26 protein-coding genes are annotated in these 24,582 nt (G+C 72.0%); 17 read left to right on the forward strand and 9 right to left on the reverse strand.

The genetic code is table 11. The annotated features are described in order from the left end of the window. The first annotated feature begins 18 nt into the window (after positions 1-18). Entirely contained in the window at positions 19-2,523 is a 2,505-nt protein-coding gene (locus tag AXK60_RS24510) for a LuxR C-terminal-related transcriptional regulator (RefSeq protein ID WP_068575114.1), read from the forward strand. On the opposite strand, the gene AXK60_RS24515 is transcribed toward AXK60_RS24510, so the two are convergent. Beyond that, positions 2,514-3,971: an aldehyde dehydrogenase gene (locus tag AXK60_RS24515; protein ID WP_068575347.1), complete on the reverse strand. Its 1,458-nt coding sequence runs from the start codon at positions 3,969-3,971 to the stop codon at positions 2,514-2,516. The two genes, AXK60_RS24510 and AXK60_RS24515, sit on opposite strands and share 10 nt — an antisense overlap. Positions 3,972-4,086: 115 nt before the next feature. Continuing rightward, a complete protein-coding gene (locus AXK60_RS24520) occupies positions 4,087-5,634 on the reverse strand; it encodes a helix-turn-helix domain-containing protein (protein WP_139058120.1) in 1,548 nt (515 codons plus the stop codon). A gap of 122 nt (positions 5,635-5,756) precedes the next feature. On the opposite strand from AXK60_RS24520, the gene AXK60_RS24525 reads away from it, so the two are divergent. After that, positions 5,757-6,011, forward strand: coding sequence for a hypothetical protein (locus tag AXK60_RS24525; protein WP_139058121.1), 255 nt, complete (start codon positions 5,757-5,759; stop codon positions 6,009-6,011). A gap of 66 nt (positions 6,012-6,077) precedes the next feature. Here the strand turns inward: AXK60_RS24525 and dapD are convergent, their stop codons facing one another. Both dapD and AXK60_RS24535 read right to left on the reverse strand, forming a co-directional pair. Continuing rightward, on the reverse strand, positions 6,078-7,028 hold the full coding sequence (gene dapD, locus AXK60_RS24530) for a 2,3,4,5-tetrahydropyridine-2,6-dicarboxylate N-succinyltransferase (protein WP_068575117.1): 951 nt from the start codon (positions 7,026-7,028) through the stop codon (positions 6,078-6,080). After that, positions 7,025-7,516 (reverse strand): DUF4383 domain-containing protein, encoded by a 492-nt coding sequence (locus AXK60_RS24535; protein WP_068575118.1) that lies wholly within the window; start codon positions 7,514-7,516, stop codon positions 7,025-7,027. The genes dapD and AXK60_RS24535 overlap by 4 nt, the downstream gene beginning before the upstream one ends. Positions 7,517-7,608: 92 nt before the next feature. Between AXK60_RS24535 and AXK60_RS24540 the strand changes: the two genes are divergently transcribed. After that, complete coding sequence (locus AXK60_RS24540; RefSeq protein ID WP_068575119.1) at positions 7,609-8,199, forward strand: TetR/AcrR family transcriptional regulator; 591 nt, start codon at positions 7,609-7,611, stop codon at positions 8,197-8,199. A 17-nt stretch (positions 8,200-8,216) separates the two neighbouring features. On the opposite strand, the gene AXK60_RS24545 is transcribed toward AXK60_RS24540, so the two are convergent. Both AXK60_RS24545 and AXK60_RS24550 read right to left on the reverse strand, forming a co-directional pair. After that, positions 8,217-8,984 carry a TIGR03943 family putative permease subunit gene (locus AXK60_RS24545; RefSeq protein WP_068575120.1) on the reverse strand — a complete coding sequence of 256 codons (768 nt, stop codon included), beginning with the start codon at positions 8,982-8,984 and terminating at the stop codon, positions 8,217-8,219. Position 8,985: 1 nt separating this feature from the next. After that, entirely contained in the window at positions 8,986-9,984 is a 999-nt protein-coding gene (locus AXK60_RS24550) for a permease (protein ID WP_068575121.1), read from the reverse strand. 48 nt (positions 9,985-10,032) lie between these two features. Here AXK60_RS24550 and dapE point away from each other — a divergent pair, with 48 nt between their 5' ends. The 8 genes from dapE (at position 10,033) to AXK60_RS24590 (ending at position 16,977) form a co-directional block, all read left to right on the forward strand. After that, positions 10,033-11,109, forward strand: coding sequence for a succinyl-diaminopimelate desuccinylase (gene dapE / locus AXK60_RS24555; protein WP_068575122.1), 1,077 nt, complete (start codon positions 10,033-10,035; stop codon positions 11,107-11,109). Between the two features lie 10 nt (positions 11,110-11,119). Beyond that, positions 11,120-11,905 carry an LOG family protein gene (locus AXK60_RS24560; protein WP_068575123.1) on the forward strand — a complete coding sequence of 262 codons (786 nt, stop codon included), beginning with the start codon at positions 11,120-11,122 and terminating at the stop codon, positions 11,903-11,905. Beyond that, entirely contained in the window at positions 11,902-12,450 is a 549-nt protein-coding gene (locus AXK60_RS24565; RefSeq protein ID WP_068575124.1) for an LOG family protein, read from the forward strand. Before AXK60_RS24560 ends, AXK60_RS24565 begins: the two co-directional genes overlap by 4 nt. Positions 12,451-12,460: 10 nt before the next feature. Beyond that, positions 12,461-14,272, forward strand: a complete 1,812-nt coding sequence (locus tag AXK60_RS24570) for a long-chain-acyl-CoA synthetase (RefSeq protein WP_082778234.1) — start codon at positions 12,461-12,463, stop codon at positions 14,270-14,272. Between the two features lies 1 nt (position 14,273). After that, positions 14,274-15,200 carry a dihydropteroate synthase gene (folP, locus tag AXK60_RS24575; protein WP_068575125.1) on the forward strand — a complete coding sequence of 309 codons (927 nt, stop codon included), beginning with the start codon at positions 14,274-14,276 and terminating at the stop codon, positions 15,198-15,200. After that, positions 15,197-16,129: a glucosyl-3-phosphoglycerate synthase gene (locus tag AXK60_RS24580; RefSeq protein WP_068575126.1), complete on the forward strand. Its 933-nt coding sequence runs from the start codon at positions 15,197-15,199 to the stop codon at positions 16,127-16,129. Before folP ends, AXK60_RS24580 begins: the two co-directional genes overlap by 4 nt. Positions 16,130-16,198: 69 nt before the next feature. Next, on the forward strand, positions 16,199-16,672 hold the full coding sequence (locus AXK60_RS24585; RefSeq protein ID WP_068575127.1) for a hypothetical protein: 474 nt from the start codon (positions 16,199-16,201) through the stop codon (positions 16,670-16,672). Beyond that, a complete protein-coding gene (locus AXK60_RS24590) occupies positions 16,669-16,977 on the forward strand; it encodes a winged helix-turn-helix domain-containing protein (RefSeq protein WP_068575128.1) in 309 nt (102 codons plus the stop codon). The genes AXK60_RS24585 and AXK60_RS24590 overlap by 4 nt, the downstream gene beginning before the upstream one ends. 68 nt (positions 16,978-17,045) lie before the next feature. Here AXK60_RS24590 and AXK60_RS24595 read toward each other — a convergent pair whose 3' ends face one another. Next, positions 17,046-17,741 (reverse strand): MerR family transcriptional regulator, encoded by a 696-nt coding sequence (locus tag AXK60_RS24595; protein ID WP_068575129.1) that lies wholly within the window; start codon positions 17,739-17,741, stop codon positions 17,046-17,048. A 64-nt stretch (positions 17,742-17,805) separates the two neighbouring features. Here AXK60_RS24595 and AXK60_RS24600 point away from each other — a divergent pair, with 64 nt between their 5' ends. The 4 genes from AXK60_RS24600 to AXK60_RS24610 all read left to right on the forward strand — a co-directional run bounded on the left by AXK60_RS24600 (position 17,806) and on the right by AXK60_RS24610 (position 20,511). After that, entirely contained in the window at positions 17,806-18,978 is a 1,173-nt protein-coding gene (locus AXK60_RS24600) for an erythromycin esterase family protein (protein WP_068575130.1), read from the forward strand. A 7-nt stretch (positions 18,979-18,985) separates the two neighbouring features. Next, on the forward strand, positions 18,986-19,306 hold the full coding sequence (locus tag AXK60_RS24605) for a DivIVA domain-containing protein (RefSeq protein ID WP_068575131.1): 321 nt from the start codon (positions 18,986-18,988) through the stop codon (positions 19,304-19,306). A gap of 111 nt (positions 19,307-19,417) precedes the next feature. Then, positions 19,418-19,585, forward strand: a complete 168-nt coding sequence (locus AXK60_RS25505) for a DUF3117 domain-containing protein (protein WP_068532479.1) — start codon at positions 19,418-19,420, stop codon at positions 19,583-19,585. Between the two features lie 80 nt (positions 19,586-19,665). Further along, positions 19,666-20,511, forward strand: a complete 846-nt coding sequence (locus tag AXK60_RS24610) for a putative RNA methyltransferase (protein ID WP_244881170.1) — start codon at positions 19,666-19,668, stop codon at positions 20,509-20,511. Between the two features lie 46 nt (positions 20,512-20,557). On the opposite strand, the gene glgA is transcribed toward AXK60_RS24610, so the two are convergent. Next, a complete protein-coding gene (glgA, locus tag AXK60_RS24615; RefSeq protein WP_068575350.1) occupies positions 20,558-21,739 on the reverse strand; it encodes a glycogen synthase in 1,182 nt (393 codons plus the stop codon). A 167-nt stretch (positions 21,740-21,906) separates the two neighbouring features. On the opposite strand from glgA, the gene glgC reads away from it, so the two are divergent. After that, positions 21,907-23,124 (forward strand): glucose-1-phosphate adenylyltransferase, encoded by a 1,218-nt coding sequence (glgC, locus tag AXK60_RS24620; protein ID WP_068575132.1) that lies wholly within the window; start codon positions 21,907-21,909, stop codon positions 23,122-23,124. A 143-nt stretch (positions 23,125-23,267) separates the two neighbouring features. Then, a complete protein-coding gene (locus AXK60_RS24625; RefSeq protein ID WP_068575133.1) occupies positions 23,268-24,131 on the forward strand; it encodes an SDR family NAD(P)-dependent oxidoreductase in 864 nt (287 codons plus the stop codon). A 1-nt stretch (position 24,132) separates the two neighbouring features. On the opposite strand, the gene AXK60_RS24630 is transcribed toward AXK60_RS24625, so the two are convergent. After that, positions 24,133-24,570 carry a hypothetical protein gene (locus tag AXK60_RS24630; protein ID WP_068746965.1) on the reverse strand — a complete coding sequence of 146 codons (438 nt, stop codon included), beginning with the start codon at positions 24,568-24,570 and terminating at the stop codon, positions 24,133-24,135. Positions 24,571-24,582 lie beyond the last annotated feature (12 nt).

Below are 24,582 nucleotides of genomic sequence, written 5' to 3' on the forward strand. Positions count from 1 at the left end.
CCCGCCTATCGTGGGGCGATGGACCCCTGGTCGGTGCGGCGGATCCGCGGAGCCCGGTTGGCCGTGGTCGGCGACCCGTCCGGCCGCGGCGCGCGGGCGCTCGCGACGCTGGCGCACCCGGGCGCACCCATCGTGCAGGCGCTCGGCGGGCTCGGAACGAACGACGGTGCCCGGGTACGGGAGGCGCTCGCCGCCGGCACCGTCGTGGTCGCCGACGCGCAGCGGCTCGCGCCTGCCGATCTCGGCGAGCTCGCCGCCGCGGCGCAGCGCGGGACCCGGGTCGTCCTGGCCCGGGCGACCTCTGAGCGGCCCGTCGCCGACCTCTGGACGGATGACGCCCGCGCTCTCGGCGCCGACGTCCACCTCGCGCTGGACGTCCTCACCGCGGACGAGGTCGGCGTGCTCGCCCGCAGCCTCGGGCTCGAGCTCTCCGGCGCCACCGCGGCGCGCCTGCATCGTCGGACCGGAGGCGCGATCGCGGCGACGCTGGCCGCGCTCGACGAGGCCGCGCGGTCCGGCGGGCACCTTCCGGACGCGGTGCCCGCCGGCGAGCGGCAGCGGGTGGCCGCGGCATTGGCCGAGGTCGGCGAGCCCGCGGCGAGCATCGCGCTCGCGACGGCGGTCCTCGGCGGCGGTGTTCCGGCGGATCTCACCGCCGTGGCCGGCGCCGAGGTGACCGCAGAGGTACTCGACGCGCTCGCGGCCCGTGGTCTGGTGACCGCCCGCCGCGACCGGGACGGGGTGCGGCTCCTGCCGCCGGCCCCGATCGTCGCCCTCGCGATCGAGGAGGCCTCCTCGTGGGCCGATCGGGCACGCCTGCACACCGCGGCGGCCGACGTGGTCGATCCGCATCGCGCCCTCCGTCACCGCGCGGCGGCGGCGCTGGGGACCGACGCCGCGCTCGCGTCGGCCCTGGCGGACGACGGCTCGGCCCTGGCGGCCCGCGGCGAATGGTCCTCGGCCGCCACCGCGTTCGCCGCCGCCACGGGCGTCGCGGCCGACACCGAGACAGCCCGCGGGCTGCGGATCGCGGCCGTCGACGCCTATGTCAGCGCGGGCGACCTCGATGCTGCCCGCGAGCTGGTGCCCGCCATCGAGGCGCTCCCGGCCAGCCCCGAACGGGACTCGGTGCTGGGCTACGTCGCGATCCAATCGGGACGGCCGGCGGAGGCGCAGGATCGGCTGGAGCGGGCCTGGAACGCGGTGAACCCGCGGCTCAGCCCGCTGACCGCCGCGCGGATCGCGCACCGGCGGGGCCTGGACGCGCTGGTGCGCTGGGACGGTCCCGCGCTCATCGCCTGGGCGGACAGGGCGATCGAACTCGGCGGGAATGCACCGCCCGCCATCGAATCCAGGGCGTTCCGCGGGCTCGGAGCCGCCGCAGCAGGCGACCTCGTCGGCGCTGTCCGCGCCGTGGACGCGGGGCTCGCCGAGACGGGGCTACCGGTGGCCGTGTCCCAACGGCTCATGCTCGGCGTGGGTTGGATCCAGTACGGGCTCGGCGATCTCGACCGGGCTCGGACCGCGCTCACCGCCGCCCGCGAGGCCGTCGGGGGCGCTCACCGGGTCTCGCTGTGGGCCCTCGGCTGGCTGGCGCGGGTGCAGTTCGAGATCGGCGACTGGGACGCCGCACTGGAGAGTGCTCGCGAGGCGGTGGAGCTCGGCGACGGCACCGGGATCGTGCTCTGCTCCCCACTCGCGCACTGGACCGCGGCGGAGGTCCTCGCGCTCCGACGCGACTCCGACGGCGCGGATCGGCACGCCGCCGCTGCGCGTGTCGCCCCGACCGGCTATCTCACGCAACGGATCCCGGCCGCGCTGGCGCAGGCCGCAGCGGCGACCGGTGGTCCGCGGGCGGTGCTCGCGGCGGTGCAGCCCCTCCTTGCGGATCCCGCCGCGCGGGCGGTGGGGCCGGACTTCTGGCCGTGGCACTCCGTCGCGGCCCGTGCGCTCGTGGACGCGGGGCGGAGCGACGAAGCGGTCGTCCTGCTCGACGGTGCGCCCGCCCCGCAGAGTGCGCCCGCCCGGATCCGGATGGCCGCCGCTCGGGCGGCCGCGCAGCCGGATGCGGAGGCCGCGGCGAGAACCCTGCGGGCCTGCCTGGAGGACGCCGAGCCCTTTCCCGTGGCGACGGCTCGCCTGCACCTGGACTTGGGGATGCTGTTGCGGCGCAGCGGCCATCGCCGCGACGCCGCGCACCATCTCGGCGAGGCGGCCTCAGCCTTCGAGTCGTTGGGCGCGTTGGCCGCTCTGCGGACGATCGACCGGGAGCGCGGCACCACGGGCGACCCGACGGACGCGGATGTGGGGGTCCTGACGCCGCACGAACTCAACGTCGCCCGCCTCGTGGTGGCCGGCGGCACCAATCGGCGAGTGGCGGAACAGCTCTACCTGTCACCGAAGACGGTGCAGTTCCACCTCACCCGGATCTTCGCCAAGCTCGGCGTGACGACGCGCGGCGAGCTCGCCGCGCGGTACGGCGGCGAGCTCGCGGCGGAGTCGGACGGGGTGTCTCAGCGGTAGATCGTCTGCAGGTTCGTGTACGCGGCGAGGCCCTCGGGGCCCAGCTCCCGCCCCATGCCGCTCGACTTCACGCCGCCGAACGGCGCGACGGGATCGGGGATGTACCGGTTCACGCCGATCGTGCCGGTCTGCACCCGCCGGGCGACCGCCGCGCCACGGTCCGGGTCGGAGGTCCAGACGGTGCCGCCCAGGCCGTACTCGGACGAGTTGGCGAGCGCGATCGCGTCGTCCACGTCGTCGTAGGCGATGACCGAGAGCACCGGACCGAAGATCTCCTCGTGCGAGGTCACCGCCACGTTCTCGGAGTCCGCGAAGACGGTCGGCTCGACGAACCAGCCGCGGTCGCGTCCGGGGCGCCCGCCCCCGACGGTGAGCCGCGCACCGTCGGCGATGCCCCGCGCGATGTAGCCCTCGACGCGCTCGCGCTGGTTGCGGGTGGCGAGCGGACCGATCTGCGTGCTCTCGTCGGCGGCGTCGCCGACCTGCAGCGACTGCGCGAACGCGGTGAAGGTGTCGACCACCTCGGTGTACCGCGAGCGTGGCGCGAGGACCCGGGTGCCGAGGAAGCAGGTCTGCCCGTTGTTGAGCATGGTCGAGGTGAACAGGCCCTCGCCGATGGTGCCGAGATCGAGGTCGGCGTCGTCGAGCACGATCGCCGCGGACTTGCCGCCCAGTTCCAGCGTGACGGGACGCAGCAGGCGGCCGCAGGTCTCGGCGATCGATCGGCCGGCGGCGGTCGAGCCGGTGAAGGCGACCTTGTCGATGCCGGGATGGGACACCAGGTACGCACCGACCTCCCGGCCGGCGGGCACGATGTTGAGTACGCCAGCGGGCAGTCCGGCGGCGACGGCGGCCTCGGCCAGGAGGAAGGCGTCGAGCACCGTCTCCGGCGAGGGCTTCATCACCATCGTGCAGCCCGCGGCGAGGGCGGGGGCGAGCTTGAACATCGCGAGCGCCTGCGGGAAGTTCCACGGCACGATCGCGGCGACGACGCCGATCGGGGAGCGGCGTACCTCCACGGTCCCGCCGAACACGCCCTCGCGCAGGTCCTGTGCCGCCGGCTGCCGGATCAGGCCGGCGTAGTAGCGCAGCAGGAGCGCCGGGTAGGCGCCCTCGAGCTGGGTGGCGACGGCGATCGGCATGCCGTTCTGCAGGCTCACCCGGGACGCGAACTCCGCGGAGCGGGCCTCGATCTCGTCGGCGAAGCGCTCCATCGCGGCGGCACGACGGTCGGGCTCCCAAGTGGCCCAGCCGTCCGGTGCGGCGAAGGCGGCCCGTGCCGCGGCCACGGCCCGGTCGACGTCGGCCTCCGCGGCCTCGGGGACGGAGCCCAGTGGCTCCTCGGTGCTCGCGTTGATCGGCACGATGGTGCGCGCGGTGCTGGGAATGATCCACTCGCCGCCCACGTACAGGCGGTCGTAGGCGGTGGTGGCGGTGCTGGTGGTCATGGCGATCCCTTCATCGGACGTGATGACCATCACGGTAGGAACCGCCGGGCGGGACGGACTGTTCAAAAGTTGGACACTTCTCGTCGCGGCGGCCCGCGGTTCCGTGGCCCGCGGCTCAGCCGATCCGCAGGCTCCGCAACCGGGAGTAGAGCGTCGTGCGGCTGATGCCGAGCGCGGCGGCGGCTCGCGCCTTGTTCCCGCCCGCCGCATGCAGGGCCACGACGATGGCGTCGTGCTCGGCGCGCTCGAGCGGGCCCAGATCGCGCCGCTGCGGGCTCACTCGGTAGCGCTCCGGGAGGTCGCTCACGGTCAGATCGCCCGCGGACCGGGACCGCAGCGTCGAGCTGAGCACGGAGCGCAACTCGTGCAGCTCGCCCGGCCAGTCCTGCGCGGAGAGCGCCGCCAGCGCGGACGGGGTCAGCCGGACCCGGTCCCCGCCGGGCAGTCGGCGGAGCATGCCGGTCGCGAGATCGGCGAACTCCGTGCGGCGGTCGGCGAGCGGCAGCAGGTCCACGTGCCGCTCGCACGCCGCGGCGAGCGCCGCTGCGGCGCCCTCCAGGACCGACGCCACGGGCCCGGTCAGCACCAGTCCGGCGGGCCGGTCGACGACGCCGAGCAGTCGGGTCGCGCAGTCGGTGGGCAGTCTGTCGATGTCCTCGACGAGGAGCGGCCGGGCGGGGTCGGCGAGCGCGAGTGCGCGCAGCCACGCCTGCGGGTCGGCCGCGGCGGCGGCACCGTCGAACTCGGTGACCGGCGCGGACAGTGCCGTCCGGGCCGCCGTGGTCCGGCCCGTGCCGGGTCCGCCGCCGATGTACACCGGTCCGGTCCCGGCGGTCCCCGCAGCACGGGACGGCACGTCGATCCGCCGGAACTCGTAGACGGTGCCATCTGCGCCATCGCCGACGCGGCGCGCCAGGACGGACACCTCCGACCCCGACTGCAGGGTGAGGCGAACGGGCCCGGCTCCGGCGGTCAGCTGCGCGAGGAGGTGGTGATCCGCTGGCGCCACGAGGTCGGCCGCGGCGGAGTTCGACAGCACCAGGTCGCCCGCGAGGGCGAGGACCGCACGGTCGTGCCCCGTCGTGGCCAGGGTGAAGGCCTCGAACACCCGCCGACGGCTGCGCGGCGAGTCGGCCAGGGCGCGCTCCTCGATGTCGCGGACCGCGCGCTGCACCAGGGCGGCGAGCAACGGGGAGTCGTCGGCGGTCCGGCAGGTGATGTCGACGACGCCGAGCAGCCTGCGGGTGATCGGGTGGAAGATCGGGTGGCCGTAGCAGCTCAGGTGCTTGAACCGGTCGAGGTAGTGCTCCTCCCCGCGCACCGCGACCCCGCTACGCAGTTCGTGCGCGGTGGCGATCGAATTGGTCCCGGTCGTCTCCTCGAGGAACACCCCACCGAAAACGGCTCCGAGCCCGTCGAACTCGCGGTGCAGGGGCCGTGCGCGCGCCTGGATGTCCACCACGCGCGAGTCGCGGTCGGAGAGGATCACGCCGTACGGGGCGTCGCCGATCCGCTCTGTCAGGTCGGTGAGGACCGGTGCCGCCGCGCGGAGCAGTGCGGACCTGCGGTCGACGGCCTGTTCGTCGACCGGGACGGCGGTGTTCGCCGGCGCGAGTCCTGACATCCGGGACCTGCGCCACGACAGTTCGATCTCCGGGCGCACCTGCTCAGGATAACGACGGCGGCGTGGTCACCGCGCCGTTCTCGCCTCTTCTGCACGTTCTGCGATTGCGTGATACGCTATCGCAAAGCATATCGAGGTTCGGTTGTGGTCGGGAGGTGAAGATGAGATTCACGCGAATACGGTTCACCGTGGTGTCGGCGCTGTGCCTCGCCGTCGTGCTGTGCGGCGTGGGGCTGTGGGTCGTAGAATCGCGCCTGGTCTCGAAGGATTCGGACTGCGGCGGCGCGGGCTCGCCCCGCGCGGTGCCCGGCGTGCTCGTCACGGTCGACGATCGCGCCACGCTCGGTGTCCTCGACACCATGCTGTCGCGACTGGGCTGCGGAGCGCCTGCCCCGGCGCGCGTCTCCGTGAAATAGTATTCACTGAGGACGGGCGAAGAACGGCGGCCGACGAGCGTCGGCCGCCGCTCTCGCTGTCGAGCGTCAGTTCTTGTGCAGGGCGGCGTTGAGTTCCACGCCCTCGCTCTTCCACGGCACGACCTCGACGGCGCCGGTCACGGAATTGCGGCGGAACAGCAGGTTGCTCCGGCCGGCCAGCTCGCGGGCCTTGACCTGGGTGCCGTCGGGGCCGGTGACCTTGGTGCCGGCGGTCAGGTAGAGGCCAGCCTCGAGCACGCAGTCGTCGCCGAGCGGGATGCCCAGCCCCGAGTTCGCGCCCAGCAGGCACCGCTCGCCGAGCGCGATGATCTCTTTGCCGCCGCCCGACAGGGTGCCCATGGTCGACGCGCCGCCGCCCACGTCCGAGTGGTCGCCGATGACGACGCCCGCGGAGATGCGGCCCTCGACCATCGCGGTGCCGAGCGTGCCGGCGTTGAAGTTCACGAAACCCTCGTGCATCACGGTGGTGCCCTCGGCGAGGTGCGCGCCCAGGCGCACGCGGTCCGCGTCGCCGATCCGGACGCCGGTGGGCAGCACGTAGTCGACCATGCGCGGGAACTTGTCCAGGGAGAGCACGGTGACGGTGCCCCGCTTGCGCAGCGCCGCGCGGACCACCTCGAAGCCGGCGGGGGAGCAGGGCCCGAAGTTGGTCCACACCACGTTCGCGAGCAGGCCGAACTGGCCGTCCAGGCTCAGGCCGTGCGGCTGCACCAGGCGGTGGCTCAGCAGATGCAGGCGCAGGTACACGTCGTGCGCGTCGACGGGCGCGGCCGCGAGGTCGGCGATCGTGGTCTCCACGACGACGGTGCGCACCTTGCGGTCCGCGTCCGGGCCCGCGAGGGCGGTCAGCTCGGCGGGCACGCCGGCCGGGTCCTGGACCGACCCGACGGTGCCGCCACCGTCCGTCAGCGCCGGCGCGGGGTACCAGGTGTCGAGCACCGTCCCGTCGTCGGTGAGGGTGGCCAGTCCGTACGCCTTCGCTCCACGATTCGTCACGTCGACAAGGGTACCGTCGGCCGGTTCCGCCGAGTGAACAGGAACAGTGCCAGCAGGAGTGCGCCCTCGATCACGTGCACCCAGCTGCCGAAGACGTCGACGCCGAGCGCGTCCCGAACCTCGTCACCGACCGGGAGCATCGAGACTCCCCAGAACGCGTAGTAGAGACCGCCGAAGATCGCGTAGAGACGTGCATGAGTCGCGTCCATCACCAGGATCAGCCCGACGGCCCCGCTGATGAGGTGCATCAGCGCGTGGACCGCATTGACCGTGACCGGGATGAATCCGAACACCGTGACGGTGCAGGTCTGCAGCGGGGAGAACAGCATCTGTGGGCACAGGAGGTAGGCGCCGGGGCCGTTCGACGTGAGCCAGGCCGCGAGGAGGAAGACGCCGAACTGGAGCGGGGACGCGGTGATCCGGGTGACGTAGTCGATCGCGAGCGCGCGGACCCTCGCGAGGCCGTCATCGTCTGTGTCGTTGCTCATCGCATCTTCCTATGACAGTCGTTATAGAACGGGTCGGACGCTACGCTATGACAAGCGTAATAACAACCCGTGACGAGATCAGGAGGTCGACGATGCCCCGCTCAGGATCGGATGCGCGTGCCAAGCTCGTCATCGGCGCTGCGGACATGCTCCGCCGTCGCGGGTTCGCCGCGGCCTCGGTGCGGGAGGTGGCGAAGCGATCGGGTGCACCGCTCGGCTCGACCTACCACTACTTCCCCGAGGGCAAGGCGGAACTCGCCGCGGAGGCGGTGCGCCTCGCCGACCGGATCACGGTGCAGATGCTCACGGACAGCCTTGCGGAGGGGCCGGTGCGAGGGCTGGCCGCGTTCGTGGATACGTGGCGGATGATCCTGGTGGACAGTGACTTCGAGGCGGGATGTCCGGTCGTCGCGGTGGCCGTCGACGCGTCGCCGGATGCGGCCGCTCCGCGCGCCGCGGCGGCGACGGCGTTCGAAGGGTGGGCAGGCCGGATCGCCGACGCTCTGGCCGACGCGGGTGTGGCGGCGACCGAGGCCCGCACCCTCGCCGCACTCATCGTCACCTCCGTGGAAGGGGCGGTGGTCGTGTGCCGGGCCACACGCTCGACGGCGACGCTCGACGACGTCGGCGTGGCGCTCGACCGGGTGGTGGCGGCCGCGCTCCGCGACAGCCCGAACGAGTGATTCTGGACGGTACTCGACTAGGAGTCGTAGGGCGGGCTCGGTTGCGGCACCGGGTGGTCGCTCACTAGACGCACGATCGGCCGGTAGTGGCGGGCACGGGTCGCGGTTCCGGGAACGAGCCGGACCACCGCCGTCACCCAACCGCCGTCCGGCGGCAGCGCAGGGGTTCCTGCGACCTCGATGTCGATCGGACGCGCGTCCGCGACGCAGCACCAGATCATGACCCGCGCGAGGAAGGGGCGCCCGTCGATGTGGGTGACGTAGGCCGTCATCGACACGTCCCGGTCGAGGGTTCCCGCCGTGTCCGACACGGCGCGGTTCTGGAAGTCGTTGAGAGCGATGTGAGGGGCGACTCCCGGAGGCAGCGGTGGATAGGCGCGCCCGGACTCGTCGGTCGTCGCAGCCACGACGACGGTGCGCTGCGCGGCCCCGGGATCGAGGGCCGGCGGCGCGCAGAACAGCAGGAGCAGTACCGGCACGAGCAGGACCCATCCGACGCGGCCGGAACCGTGCGCGTGCCCGTGAGCGTCGTCGTGGGGACGGTGCGCGACGGGCGTGAGCGTGCCGGCGAACCCGATGTCGTCCTCGAAGTCCTCGTCCGCACGCGCCTCGCCGATGTCGGCCGCCATCCCGCTGACGGCGAGGACCACGATCACCACGGCCGAGGCCGCCAGGAACCAGAACATCACCGGTCGCACGTAGTTGAGATAGGTACCGGTCGCGGTAGCGATCGCGACGGCGCTGCCGAACAGCAGCAGGAGCAGGTTCCGGGCGGGTCGGTTCATCTCACCGCCACCCGACGAACAGCGCGCCCGCTGCGGTGCCGCACCCGACGGCGACGACGAGACACAGGGGCGCGAACCGGGCGACGAACCGCCGGCCGAAGACGCCGGTCTGCATCGCCATGAGCTTCAGATCGACGGCGGGCCCGACGACGAGGAAGACCAGGCGCGGGAGCAGCGGCAGCGCGTTGAGCGACGCCGCGACGAAGGCGTCGGCCTCGCTGCACAGCGCCATGATCACGGCCAGAGCCGCCATGACCCCGATCGTGAGCACCATGTTCCCGGAGAGGTGGTCGATCCACGACGCGGGCACCAGCACGTGCAGCGCCGCCGCGAGCGCCGCACCCGCCGCGAGGTAGGCGGCCGACTCCACGAGGTCGTGCCGGGCCGTCTCGCCCGCGAGGGCCAGTTTCCCGCGCACGCCCGCAGGAAGCGCCCCGGCCAACGCGGCGTCCGGGGGCCGCCGGATCCACTCCGGCCTGCCGACCAGGAGCCAGAACCAGCCCACGATCAGCGCGGTCGTCAGCGATCCGGCGAGCCGCGCGGCGGCCATGATCGGCGCCTGCGGGAAGGCGACCGCCGTGGCGATGATCACCACGGGGTTCACGGCCGGGGCGGCGAGCAGGAAGGTGAGGGCGACCCCGTCGGGCACTCCGCGGTCGCGCAGCCGCCCCGCGACCGGGACCGCGGAGCACTCGCACCCGGGCAGCGCCGCGCTCGAGACCCCGGCGACCACGACGGCTGCGGCGCGTCGCCGCGGCAGCACCCGCCGCAGGGCGTCGGCCGAGACGAAACCGGTGATGGCGCCGCTCACCAGCACGCCGAGGACGAGGAACGGCGTGGCCTGGACGAAGATCCCGACGAACACCGTCGCCGCTGTGCGCAGTTCGGGGCGGGCGTCGATCCCCGCCGCGAGCGGTCGGGCCGCCACGATCGTCGCGCACACGACCACGACGAGCACCGTCACCGCGGGGAACGAACGCTTCGCGAGGAGTTCGGGCACGCGTCCAGTGTGCCGCGCGGGCGCCCGACGTGCCGATAGCCTGGGGGTGTGACTCTGGACATCGCATCGGACCCGATCGACCTCACCGCCGCGCTGGTGGACATCCCCAGCGTGAGCCACGACGAGGAGCGCATCGCGAACGAGGTGGAGGCGGCGCTGCGCGACCTCGGCCGGTTCGAGGTGCTCCGGGTGGGCAACAACGTGCTCGCGCGGACGAATCGTGGACTGCCGCAACGCGTGATGCTCGCCGGCCACGTCGACACGGTGCCGATCGCCGACAACGTGCCCAGCCGCCGCGAGGGCGGGATCCTGCACGGGTGCGGCACCGTCGACATGAAGAGCGGCGACGCGGTCTTCCTGCACCTGGCCGCCACGATGGCCGAGCCCGCCTACGACCTGACCCTCATCTTCTACGAGTGCGAGGAGATCGCCTCGCAGTTCAACGGACTCGGCCGGATCGAGCGCGAGCTCCCGGACTGGCTGGCCGCCGACGTCGCGATCCTCGGGGAGCCCTCCGGCGGGCTCATCGAGGCGGGCTGCCAGGGGACGATCCGCGTGCGGATCACCGCGAGCGGCGTGCGCGCGCACAGCGCCCGGTCGTGGCTGGGCGACAACGCGATCCACAAGCTCGGCCCGGTGCTGACCGCGCTCCAGGCGTACGAGGCGCGCACCGTCGACATCGACGGCTGCGAGTACCGCGAGGGCCTCTCCGCGGTCAAGATCGAGGGCGGCGTGGCCGGGAACGTGGTGCCCGACGAGGCCTTCATGGACGTCAACTTCCGGTTCGCGCCGGACCGCACCGTCGACGATGCGGTCGCGCACGTCCGCGAGGTCCTCGCCGGCCCGCTGGCCGACGGTGCCCTCGCCTTCGAGGTGACCGACGCGGCGCCCGGCGCGCTCCCGGGCCTGGGGGCGCCCGCTGCGGCGAAGCTCGTGGAGGCCGCCGGTGGCCGGTTCCGCGCCAAGTACGGGTGGACCGACGTCTCGCGGTTCGCGGCCCTGGGTATCCCCGCGGTGAATTTCGGCCCCGGCGACCCGAATTACGCCCACAAGCGCGACGAACAGGTCGAGACGGCGCAGATCACCGAGGTGGCCGCCGTGCTGCGGGCCTTCCTCGCCGGATAGCGTGTGCGTCATGGCAGCGGATAAGAACCCTCAGGATCTCTACCTGCGCTACCGCGGGCCCGTGCGCGTGCAGGGCGCGGCGGCCGGGGAGTCGTCGACCACCGACCAGCGGCTGCTCGCGAACGCGGACGATGCGGACTGGCTGCACCGCGACCCGTGGCGCGTCATGCGGATCCAGGCGGAGTTCGTCGAGGGCTTCGGTGCCCTCGCCGAGCTGCCGCCGGCGGTCACCGTGTTCGGTTCCGCTCGGATCAAAGAGGATTCGCCCGAGTACGCCACCGGGCGCGAGCTCGGTGCGGGCCTCGTGCGTGCGGGCTACGCGGTGATCACGGGCGGTGGCCCGGGCGCGATGGAGGCCGCGAACCGCGGCGCGAAGGACGCCGACGGGCTGTCGGTGGGCCTCGGGATCGAGTTGCCCTTCGAGCAGGGCCTCAACGACTGGGTCGATCTCGGCATCAACTTCCGCTACTTCTTCGTGCGCAAGACGATGTTCGTCAAGTACGCGCAGGCCTTCGTCTGCCTACCCGGCGGTTTCGGCACGCTCGACGAGCTGTTCGAGGCGCTGACGCTGGTGCAGACGCGCAAGGTGACCCGCTTCCCGATCGTGCTGCTCGGCTCCGCGTACTGGGGCGGGCTGGTGGATTGGATCCGCGGCACGCTCACCGAACAGGGAATGGTCTCGCCCGGCGACGCCGACCTGATCACGGTCACCGACTCGGTGGACGACGCGATCAAGATCATCGCGGACGCCGATGCCGCTCGCGAGATCGATCCGAGCGCGGTGGACCCGTCGTGACGGCGATCGCGGTGTTCTGCGCGTCTCGGCCCGTGCCCGAGGAGTACATCGCTCTCGCCACCGAGGTGGGCAGGGGCATCGCGGCGGGCGGCGACACCCTCGTCTGGGGCGGCGGCCACGTCTCCATGATGGGTGCGGTCGCGCAGGCCGCTCGTGACGGCGGTGCCCACACCCTGGGCGTGATCCCGCGGGCACTGGTCGACCGCGAGGTCGCGGACCACGGCGCCGACGAGCTCCTCGTGGTGGACACCATGCGCGAGCGCAAGCAGCTCATGGACGACAACGCCGAGGCCTTCCTGGTGCTCCCGGGCGGCGTGGGCACCCTCGAGGAGTTCTTCGAGGCGTGGACCGCGGGCTACCTGTCCATGCACGACAAGCCGGTGGTGGTGCTGGACCACGACGGCTTCTACGCGCCGCTGCTGGACTGGATCGTCGGCCTCAAGGCGCGGGGGTTCGTCGGTGACGCGGCTCTCGGCCGGCTGCAGCGGGCGACCGACGTCACGGCCGCCCTCGACGCGTGCCGTGGTACGGCGGCCCCACGGTAGGCTCGCCGCTGTGAGCTCTACGCATAAGAACACCACCGTCGGCATCGCGGACCTGGCCAGGGGCGTCGGCAAGCTGCTGCCCGACCTGCCCCTCCTGATCAAGGAGGGCCCGTCGATCCTGCTGCGCACGCAGAACAGCAAGGAGACGATCGGCACGGTGTTCCAGAAGCGGGCCGCGCAGCACCCGTCGCGCGACTTCCTCCGCTTCCACGGCGAGGGCATCAGTTACGGCGAGGCCAACGCCACCGTCAACACCTACGCGCGCGTGCTGCTCCAGCGCGGCGTGAAGGTGGGCGACGTGGTCGGCGTCGTCATGCACAACCACCCGCAGATGGTCCTGGTGATGCTGGCGATCGTCAAGGTGGGCGCCACTGCGGGCCTGGTGAACTACAACCAGCGCGGTGCCGTCCTCGCACACAGTCTCGGCATCCTCGAGACCGGCACCATCGTCACGGACGAGGAGGATCTCGAGGCCTTCGACTCGCTCGACGCCGCGGACCGCCCCGCCGACGGGGTGCTGCTCACGATCGACGAGCTGGCGGCGCAGGCCCGCGAGGTGCGGGCGCAGGACCCCCGCGCCACCGACAACCTCCCGGTGACCGCCGCGCTGCCGTCGAGCACCCGGGCCTTCTACGTGTTCACCTCGGGCACGACGGGCATGCCGAAGGCGTCGATCATGACGCATTACCGGTGGCTCAAGGGCATGTCCGGGTTCGGTGCGACGGCCGTCCGGATGCGCGGCGACGACGTCATGTACTGCCCGCTTCCGCTGTACCACAACAACGCTGCGCTGGTGGCGCTCGGCTCCGTGCTGGTCTCCGGCGCCACGCTGGCCGTGGGTCGCAAGTTCTCGGCGTCGAAGTTCTGGGACGAGGCGAACGAGAACTCGGCCACGATGTTCATCTACATCGGCGAGATCTGCCGGTACCTGCTCAATCAGCCGCCCAGGCCGAGTGACAGGTCCAACACGATCCGCGTGGCGGCGGGCAACGGCATGCGGCCGGAGATCTGGCGGGAGTTCCAGGAGCGCTTCGGGATCGACCGGATCATGGAGTTCTACGCGGCCAGCGAGACGAACATCGCCTTCGTCAACGTCTTCGACATCGAGGGCACCGTCGGGCTGTGCCCCCTGCCGCACGCGGTCGTCGAGTACGACCTGGACACCGCTGGGCCCCTGCGTGACTCGCGCGGACGGATGAAGCAGGTCAAGCGCGGGCAGAACGGCCTGCTGCTCACCAAGATCACGAAGGCCGCGCCCTTCGACGGCTACACGGACGGTAGGGCGGGCGACGCCAAGCTGATCCGCGACGGCTTCAAGGACGGCGACGTCTGGTTCAACACCGGTGACGTCGTCACCAAGCAGGGCTTCGACCACATCGCCTTCGTCGACCGGCTCGGCGACACCTTCCGCTGGAAGGGCGAGAACGTGGCCACCACCGAGGTCGAGGGAGCGCTCGACGAGGCGGACCAGGTGGAGGGCTCGATCGTGTACGGCGTCGCGATCCCCGGCGCGGACGGCAAGGCCGGCATGGCCGCTGTGAAGCTTTCCGAGGGCCGGGAGTTCGACGGTGCCGCCCTCGCCACGGTGCTGCGGAACGAGCTGCCCGCGTACGCGATCCCGCTGTACGCGCGGGTCGTGCCCAGCCTCGAGGTCACCTCCACGTTCAAGAGCCTCAAGGGCGAGCTGCGCAAGCAGGGCTTCGCGGACACGGGCGCCGACCCGCTCTACGTCTTCGTCGGCGGCGCGGACGGCTACGTCCCGGCCTACGACGGATACGCGGCGGACGTCGCGGCCGCCAAGGTCCCGGACCTGCGTTCCTAGGATGACCGCCCCCGGCGCGAATCCCGAGACACCCCCGGGTCGGCCTCCGGCCTCCCGCCCGCCGGTGCGCCCCACCCTGTGCGGCCGCCCGGTCCCGACGGACCGGGCCTTGGTGATGGCGATCATCAACCGCACGCCGGACTCGTTCTACGACCGCGGCAGCTACTTCGCCGTCGACGCCGCGCTGGAGAGGGTCGCCACGGCGGTCGCCGAGGGCGCCGACGTCGTGGACGTGGGGGGCGTGAAGGCCGGCCCCGGCCAGACCGTGGACGCCACCGAGGAGATCGCCCGCACTGTGCCCTTCATCGCGCAGGTGCGTGACCGGCATCCCGACCTGCTGATCAGTGTGGACACCTGGCGCGCCTCCGTCGCGGAGGCCGCGGTGGACGCGGGTGCCGATCTCATCAACGACACGTGGGCGGGCGCCGACCCGGACCTGCCGCGCGTCGCCGCCGCCACCGGTGCGGGCCTGGTGTGTTCCCACACGGGCGGCGCCGTGCCCCGGTCTCGTCCCTACCGCGTGCGGTACCCCGACGTGGTGGCGGACGTGCGCGAGAAGCTCACCGCTGCTGCGGAGGCGGCGTTCGCGGCCGGCGTCCGCGAGGATGGCATCGTCATCGACCCGACCCACGACTTCGGCAAGAACACCCACCACGGCCTCGCGCTGCTGCGCGACCTGGACGTGCTCGTGGACACCGGGTGGCCGGTGCTGATGGCCCTGTCCAACAAGGATTTCATCGGCGAGACGCTCGACGCGGGGCTGGAGGAGCGGGTCGCCGGGACCCTGGCGGCCACGGCCCTCGCCGCGCACGCGGGGGCGCGGATGTTCCGCGTGCACCAGGTGGCCGAGACACTGCGCGTGGTCCAGATGGTGGCGTCCATCGACGGCGCCCGTCCGCCCGCTCGCGTGGTCCGAGGGCTGGCGTGAGCGGCGAGGCGCCGCAGGCGCATTCGAGCGAGCGGTTCTTCGCCGAACCGGCGTGGACCGTCGAGGAGCTGGTGGCCGCCAAGCGGGGCCGGACGGTGTCCGTGGTGCTGCCCGCTCTCAATGAGGAGGCCACCGTCGGCGGCGTGGTGGCGACGATCGCGCCCCTGGTGGGCACCCTGGTGGACGAGCTGATCGTGCTGGACTCCGGGTCGACCGACGCCACGGCGGAGCGGGCTCGCGCCGCGGGGGCGACGGTGATCAGCCGGGAGGAGGCGGTTCCCGGGCTGCCGCCGGTGCCCGGCAAGGGCGAGGCGCTGTGGCGCGGGGTCGCCGCATCGTCGGGCGACCTGATCGCCTTCATCGACTCCGACCTCATCGAGCCGGATCCGCGGTACGTGCCGCGCCTGTTGGGGCCCATGCTGTTCCATCCCGAGGTGCACCTCGTCAAGGCCTACTACCGGCGGCCGCTGCGCGTGTTCAAACAGGGCGAGGATCCGACCGGCGGGGGCCGCGTCACCGAGCTGGTCGCGCGGCCCCTGCTGGCCGCGCTCCGGCCGCCGCTGCGCGCCGTGCTGCAGCCGCTCGGCGGCGAGTACGCGGGCACCCGTGCGTTCCTCGCTTCGGTGCCCTTCGCGCCCGGGTACGGCGTGGAGATCGGACTGCTGCTCGACGCGGAGGAGCGCTACGGGCTCGCCGGGATCGCACAGGTGAACCTCTCGGTCCGCAAGCACCGCAACCGCGACCTGCGCGACCTGGGCGTGATGAGCCGCCAGATCATGGGCACCGCGTTGCGGCGCTGCGGCATCGAGGACTCGGGTGCGGGCATCACGCAGTACCTGGTCGATCCCGGGCCCGACGACGCCTTCACCGAGGTCACGACGGATCTGTACCTGGAGGATCGCCCGCCCGTCGACTCGCTGGGAACGTGACCGAAACTACTTGACGATTCGGAAAGTACTTTCTAAGGTTGCGTCATCGACCGTGGAAGGGGATCCGTCATGACCGAGCAGTTCTCGAACCCGACGCCCGACGAGGCGCGCCGTGCGCTCGCCCACGCGGCGGGCGCCTCCGTCGCGACGTCCGCCGACCGTACGCGCCTCGAGCGCGGCCTCATCGCGATCGGCCTGGCGGTGGCGGCGCTGGTCCTGGCGCTGCGGCTCACCGTCGGGAATCTCGATGCGCCCGGCTGGATCCGGTTCGGCGGTTTCGGCGTGGTCATGGCCGTCTACGTGGTGGCGATCACCGTCGCGGTTCTCGCGATGCGGCGCGCGGCGGCGTCTCCTCGAGGCTTCACCCTCCGGTACAACCTCGGGCTCGGGCTCACGATGCTGCTCTACGCCGGCTACGTCGTCGCCCAGTCCGTCCGGGTCGACGATGCGGTGCCGTGGATGTGGACGGTGCTCGCAGCACTCGTGACGATGATCCCCGCCCTGCTTGCGGCACACTCGATCTCGCGGCTGGCGCTGCGGTGACTGCGACGGAGGGCGGCCACGCCCGGCACCGCCTCGACGAGGTGATCCACGCCCCGGTGCGGTTCTCCATCGTCGCGGCGCTCGCGAAGGTCGAGAACGCCGAGTTCGCGGCCGTCCGCGACGCCGTCGAGCTCTCGGACTCGGTGCTCTCCAAGCAGGCCGCGCAGCTCGAAGCCGCCGGCTACGTGAAGATCAAGAAGGGCTACGTGGGCAAGCGTCCCCGCACCTGGCTGTCGCTGACGGCACAGGGCCGCACCGCTTTCCAGTCCCACCTCGCCGCGCTGCGGGCGATCGCGGAGGGCTGAGCTCCGGGGGTTCAGCAGGATTCCGGTCGCGTTTACGCGGTCGATCGCCGCCTCGACATCGGCGGATGTCACGAGGGCAGCAGCGAATCCAGCGCCGCGGCACCGGAGACGAGGGCGTGGCCCCGTCGGGTCAGGGACGCCTGCCAGCCGTCCAGAGTCTCGCGCAAGGGCCCCACGCCGCCCGCGGAACGCACCTGCTCGGTGAGCTCGGCGATGCGCGCGAGGCCGAAGCCGCCGCGGCGGAGCTGCTCCGCCATCCGCGCGTCGCGGACGTCGGCGGGGGAGTAGATGCGGTAGCCCGTCCCCCGATCCCGCCGCGGTTCGACGATGCCCGCTCGCTCCCACGCGCGCAGGGTCGCGGGGACCACGCCGAGCAGCCGCGCCACGTCGCCGACGAACAGCGCGGAACCCGGATCGTCGTCGGGATCGTGCAGGCCGTCGAGCGCGGCGCGCACCCGCCGGAGGGTGTCGCGGTCGCCGGCCAGTTCGCCGTGCGCCTCGTCGAGCAGCGTGAAGGCGGCCTCGAGGTCGCCGCGGTGCACCGCGCGCAGGACCGACCCGGCCCGCGCATGCCCACATCCGGGGATCAGGGCCAAGAACGCGCCCAGGGCCAGACGGTGCGTCGGCGTGTACGCCCGGTAGCCCGACGGGGTCCGCTCCGCGGGCGGCAGGATCCCCTGGTCCTCGTAGTTGCGGACCGCCTGAGCGGAGAGCCCGTGCGGGCGCGCGAGGTCGACGGGGCGAAGAACTGATTGAGGGTTCACGGCACCTCTCCCAGCTCAATCGGTGAAAAGTTTCAATAGAGCTTTCAACGATATCGTGAAAGGAATGGATCAGCACCCCGTAGACCTCGTCGCCCTCCTCGATGCCCTGCCCACTCCGGTCCGCCTCCTCGGCCTCGGCGAGCCGATGCACGGCTCGGAGGAGATCGCGCGTGCCCGCAACGCCGTCGTCGTCGATCTGGTGCTGCGCGGCGGCTTCCGGTCGATCGCGGTGGAGTCCGACTTCCACCGGGCGCCGCTGGTGAACGACTACCTGGTGGGCGCCGACCTCGATCCGGACACGGTGCTCGACGACGGATTCACGCACCCGTACGTCCACCGGCTCGCGGCGACCCGGGAACTGCTCGACCGCCTCCGCGAGATCAACCGGACACTGGACACCCCCGTGCGGTTCTACGGCTTCGACGGCCCGATGGAGATGGCGGCGGCCCCGAGCCCGCGGGAGCACCTGCTGCCGCTGAGGGCCGCGCTCGCCGACCACGCCGAGAACATCGTCGGGGAGGCGGATCTCGTCGACCTGCTCGGTGAGGACTCCCGCTGGACCGACGAGCGGGCGATGTACGAGGCGGACCGGGGCGTGGGGCGCACCGTCGGCGCTGAGAAGCTGCGTCTGCTGACCGACGACTTGTGCGCCGTTCTCGATGCGTGCGCGCCGGCCCTCGCGGAGGACGAGGCGTGGCGGCTGCAGTCCGACGCCCGCACCGCCGTCGGACTGCTGCGCTACCACGCGATCATGGCGACGGACACGCCCGACCGGTTCGGCCGGCTCAGTGCGCAGCGCGACGTGATGATGGGGCACAACCTGCTGGCGATCGCGGACCGGGAGGCCGCGCGGGGAGGCACCGTCGTGCTCTCGCACAACCTGCACCTGCAGCGCGGCGCGAGTGAGATGCGGATGGGCCCGCACCCGGTGCGCTGGTTCAGCGCGGGGGCACAGGCGGCGGCCCGGCTCGGCGACGCGTACCGGTTCGTGGCCACGGCGATCGGCGGTGCCCCGGCGCACGGCCTGGCAGTGCCGGAACCGGGCACCGTCGAGGGCGAGCTGTACCGCACCCAGGGCGCCCCGGCCGGCCTGTACGCCGGCGCCGAACTCGTGCGGCGCCTCGGCGACGCGACCGCGCGGCAGGACCGCGACGAGCGCGGGGCCTACTTCCCGCTGGAACCGGTGCGCCTGTCGGAGACCGACGGTGTGCTCTTCCTCCGCGAGGTTCGGGCATGATGGCCCCATGGTGATCGTGCTGTACGCCCTGGGACTGCTGGCCGTGGCCGCGGTCCTGTACGGCGTCGCCGCGCTCGTGTTCGGGCGCGGCGACGAGACTCCGCCGCTGGAGACCGGCGCCACGCCGACGGTGCTCCCCGCGGAAGACGTGGCGGGCGCCGATGTCCGCGCACTCCGATTCCAACAGGTGGTACGCGGGTACAAGCCCGCCGAGGTGGACTGGGCCCTCGAACGTCTCGCGCGCGAGATCGACGTCCTGCGGGCGCGTCTCGCAGCGGAGCCGGAGTCGCGAGCGGCCGTCCCGGAGGACTCCGAGGGACGCGAGTAGCAGGGCCGTCGCCCTAGTCCGCGCCGATCGCCGCAGCGCACAGGCTAGAATGTACTGCGGACCCGGTTCGGGCGTGCTCGGGGCGGGTGAAGGATCTGAAGGGAGCAACGGATGGCGGCGATGAAGCCACGTACGGGGGACGGCCCCTTGGAAGCGACCAAGGAGGGGCGCGGGATCGTGATGCGCGTACCTCTGGAGGGTGGTGGACGACTCGTGGTGGAGCTCACGCCGGACGAGGCTGCGGCTCTCGGCGAGGAGCTGCGCGGCGTCACGTCGTAATGTCGGTGGAACTGCTTTCTCCGTAGATCCCGCGCGGTGCGAACCGCGCGGGATCTCCGCTTTTTCGGGGGTGTTCGGTGGTGCAAGTCCCGCCCGGTCTGGCCGCGGTGCTGCCGGCGCTGGCCTGTCCGCACTGCGGCGGCGAGCTGGAGGCCGACGGCGGAACCCTGCTGTGCCCGCGCGGACACGGCTTCGACATCGCCCGCCAGGGCTACGTCTCGCTGCTCGCCGGTGACGCGAGCGGCCTCATCGCGGACGACGCCGACATGATCTCCGCCCGCGAGCGCTTCTTCGCCACCGGGCACTACGAGCAGTTCCACGCGGCGGTCGCAGCCGCGGCCGTCGACGCCCCGGCGGGCCCGGTCCTGGACTGCGGCGCGGGGGAGGGCGAGTACCTGGCCAGGGCGGTGGAGGCGCGCGGTGGCACCGGCATCGGCCTCGACCTGTCCAAGCCCGCTGCCCGGCGCACGGCCCGGCGCGGGCCGGGGATCGGCGCGGTGGTCGCCAACGGCTGGGCGCGCCTGCCCGTCGCCGACGGTGCCGTCGCCGTGGTCCTGTCGGTGTTCGCGCCGCGCAACGCCGCGGAGTTCGCACGGGTGCTCGCGCCCGGCGGGCGACTCGTCGTGCTCACCCCGGGCCCGAATCACCTACGGCAGCTGGTCGAGCCGCTCGGGATGATCTCCGTCGAGGAGGGCAAGGTCGCCAGGCTCGACGGTGCGCTGCACGACTTCGAACTGCTCTCCCGCGAGAAGCACGAGTGGATCATGGAGCTGACGGCCGCAGCCGCGACCGACCTGGTCGCGATGGGACCCAGCGCGCATCACGGTTCGCCGGGGGATCGCGCCGCGGCGATCGAGAGGCTCACCGCGTCCGGCGCCGCCGCCGTGACGGCATCGGGCACCGTCAGCGTCTACGGCCTGCGGTAGCGGGGCACCTGTCGGGCCTGGGGCACCGTCGGGCCCGGGAACCGCGCTAGGAGCGGGCCGCGAGTGCGTGCCGGTAGACGTCCAGGGTCTGCGCGGCGATGGACTCCCAGCTGAAGTCGGCGACCGCCCTGGCACGCCCCGCCGCACCGTACGCCGCCGCGCGAGCCGGATCCGCGCAGAGCGCGTTGACCGCGGAGGCGAGGTCCGCCTCGAAGGTGGCGGTGTCGGCCTCGTCGTAGTGCACCAGCGTGCCGGTCTCGCCGTCGACGACCACCTCGGGGATGCCGCCCACGTCCGAGGCGACGACGGCGGTGCCGCACGCCATGGCCTCGAGGTTGACGATGCCCAGCGGCTCGTACACGGACGGGCAGACGAACACCGAGGCGGCGCTGAGGATCTCACGCACCTTCGGGGTGGGCAGCATGTCCTGGACCCAGTGCACGCCGTCGCGCGACTCGGCGAGCGCGGCAACCGCATCGGCCGTCTCCGCAGCGATCTCCGGGGTGTCGGGGGCGCCGGCGCAGAGCACCAGCTGGACGTCCGGATCGAACCGGTGCGCGGCCGCGATCAGGTGCTTCACACCCTTCTGTCGCGTGATGCGGCCGACGAAGGCGACGATCGGCCGGTCGGGGTCGATGTGCCGCTCGACGAGCGGTGAGTCCTCGCCGAAAGTGGGAGCCGGATGCCAGACCTGCGAGTCGATCCCGTTGAGCACCACGTGGACCCGGCTCGGATCCAGATTCGGGTAGGCCTCCAGGACGTCCTTCGCCATGCCCCGGCTGACGGCGATCACCGCGTCGGCGTACTCGACCGCGTTGCGCTCGGACCAGCTGGAGAGGCGGTAGCCGCCGGCGAGCTGCTCGGCCTTCCACGGGCGGTGCGGCTCCAGCGAGTGCGCGGTGAGGATGTGCGGCACGCCGTAGAGCTGCCCGGCGACGTGCCCGGCGAGGCCCGTGTACCAGGTGTGGCTGTGCACGACCTCGGCCTCGGCGGCGAGGTTCGCCATGCGCAGCTGCGTGGAGAACATCTCAAGGGCGGTGTTGGCACCGGCCAGCGCGGGATCGGGGTCGGAGACGGTCACGTCGTCCATGTCGGGCCGGGGAACGCCCATGCAGTGCACGTCGACCTCGCACAGGTCGCGCAGCCGGCTGACGAGCTCCGTCACGTGCACGCCCGCCCCGCCGTAGACCTCCGGCGGGTACTCCCTCGTCATCATCGCTACGCGCATGGCGTCCACGCTAGAGCCTGCGGTGCCGGTCCGTGGGCGGTTCCGTGCAGCGCGGATGCTGCGGTTCGCCTGTGGTTGTCCGCCCGTACGTCTGTGCTTAGCAGTGCGTTCGGATGCACTGTCGCAGAACACTGCACGCGCGCCCGGATTGGGGTTAGCGTGGACCCGTGAGCAACCAGCCTCGTGTTTTGGGAATCGTCCTCGCCGGCGGCGAGGGCAAGCGCCTGTATCCGCTGACCGCGGACCGCGCGAAGCCCGCAGTGCCCTTCGGCGGCTCGTACCGCCTCATCGACTTCGTGCTGTCGAACCTGGTCAACGCCGGGTACCAGCGCCTGTGCGTGCTGACGCAGTACAAGTCGCACTCGCTGGATCGGCACATCAGCCAGACGTGGCGCATGTTCGGCTTCCGTGGCGAGTACATCACCCCGGTTCCCGCGCAGCAGCGCGTCGGCAAGCGGTGGTTCACCGGCAGTGCCGACGCGATCTACCAGTCGATGAACCTCATCACCGATGACGACCCGGACTACATCGTGGTCTTCGGTGCCGACCACGTGTACCGCATGGACCCGTCGCAGATGGTGCAGGCGCACATCGAATCCGGCGCCGGCGTCACGGTTGCGGGCATCCGTGTGCCGCGGGCCGAGGCGAAGGCCTTCGGCTGCATCGAATCCGACGACGCGGGGAAGATCACGCAGTTCCTCGAGAAGCCCGCGGATCCGCCCGGCACGCCCGACGATCCGGAGGTCACCTTCGCGTCGATGGGCAACTACGTGTTCAGTCGCAAGGCCCTCGTCGACGCGATCATCGCCGACGCGGAGAACCCGGACTCCGACCACGACATGGGTGGCGACATCATCCCCGCATTCGTGGCTCGTGGCGAGGCGGCGGTCTACGACTTCAGCGACAACAAGGTGCCCGGCGCCACCGAACGCGACGCGGGCTACTGGCGCGACGTCGGCACCATCGACGCCTTCTACGAGGCGCACATGGATCTGGTATCGGTGTACCCGATCTTCAACCTCTACAACCGGCAGTGGCCCATCCGTTGCGAGAACGACAACCTGCCCCCGGCGAAGTTCGCCCGCGGCGGGCTCGCGCAGGAGTCCATGGTCGGCGCCGGCAGCATCATCTCGGGTGCCACGGTGCGCAACTCCGTCATCGGCGCGAACGTCACCATCGGCGACGGTGCCACCGTCGAGGGGTCGGTGCTCATGCCGGGCGTGAAGATCGAGCCGGGCGCCGTGGTGCGGCGCGCGATCCTCGACAAGAACGTCGTGGTCGGTCGCGGCGAGATCCTGGGCGTGAACCTCGAGCGCGAGCGCGAGCGCTTCAACGTCTCCGCGGGCGGTGTGGTCACCGTCGGAAAGGGCCTCCGGATCGGCTGACGCCGCCGAAACCTTCACACGCAGCAGATATCTCCGCTCGCCCCGAGAATCCACGGGGCAAGCGGAGATATCTGCGGGGGCGGGGGAGTTCTGCTGGATCAGGGCTTGCGTTCGAGCGCGCTCGAAGTCCTACCGTTGCGGCCATGAACATGAGCAACGGATTGAACTGGCTGGTCACGGGCGCGTCGCAGGGATTCGGGCGGTGCCTCGCGGAGGACGCGCTGGGGCGCGGTGACTCGGTGACCGTGGTGGTCCGCGACGGGGCGAGTGTCGCCGACCTCGTCGCCGCGCACCCGCGGAGAGTGGACCTGATCGAGGCCGACCTGCGCGACGCCGACGCGGTCGACCGGGTGACGTCGATGATCGAGCGCACCTCGATCGATGTCCTGGTGAACAACGCGGGCCGCGCGATCGCCGGTGCCGCAGAGGAACTGTCGATGGAGCGGCTTCGGGAGCAACTCGAGCTGAACTTCTTCGCCGCCGCCGCGCTGACCAGGGCTGCGCTGCCGGGGATGCGGGAGCGCGGGACGGGCACCGTCGTGCAGATGAGCAGCCAGGGCGGGCGCCTGTCCTTCCCCGCGGTCGGCGCCTACTCGGCGAGCAAGTTCGCGCTGGAGGGCTGGTCCGAGGCACTCGCGGCCGAGGTCGCGGAGTTCGGGGTGCGGGTGCTCATCGTCGAGCCGTCGCGATTTCGCACCGGCTTCAACACCGGTCGTTCGTTGGCGGTGACGGCGCCGTCGGAGGTGTACGGCCGGACCGTAGGAGCCGTGCAGCGCGACCTGACCGGCTCGGACGGCGCGCAGGAGGGCGATCCGGCCCGGGCCGCGCGGATCATCGGTGACCTGGTCCGTTCGGACGACGTGCCCCTCCGGTTGCCGCTCGGCGCCGAGGCCGTCGAGCGGCTCACCGCCGCGTACGCGTCGGGCCTCGACGGCGTGCGCAGGTGGGCCGATCTCGCCCGGTCCGCCGACTTCCCCGGAGCGGACGGCGCGCCCCGACCGGTGTGAGCTAGTGGATGTGGATCAGTCCGACCAACTCGGCGAGGGCGAGCGCGACGATACCGATCGACAAGTACTGCATCGGAATCCAGAACACTGTGTGCTGATTGCGCATCGCGCGCTCAACCTCGACCTGCTCCGCGATGACCTGGCGTTCGGCCAGCTCATGAGCCTCCGCCGTCGAGCCGGGCTGATAGCCGGGCGTCGGCTGATAGTTGCCGGAGGCGATGTAGCCCGCAAGCTCCGCGGTGCGTTGCTGGGCGTACTTCGCCGCCCTGTCTCGCGGACGGACGATGTTGAGCCAGTAGCCCAGTGCTGCGCAGCCGCCGGCGGCGAGCAGCAACCCGCCGGCGATGCTGAAGTTCGTTCGGCCTAATCCGAACCCGACGAAGATCCCCACAGGAATGAGGAGAACGCCGAGAATGCCCCAACCGCGCCAGATGATCACTAAGGCATACTA

This window comes from Tsukamurella pseudospumae, from assembly GCF_001575195.1.
GTDB classification, from domain to species: Bacteria; Actinomycetota; Actinomycetes; order Mycobacteriales; family Mycobacteriaceae; genus Tsukamurella; species Tsukamurella pseudospumae.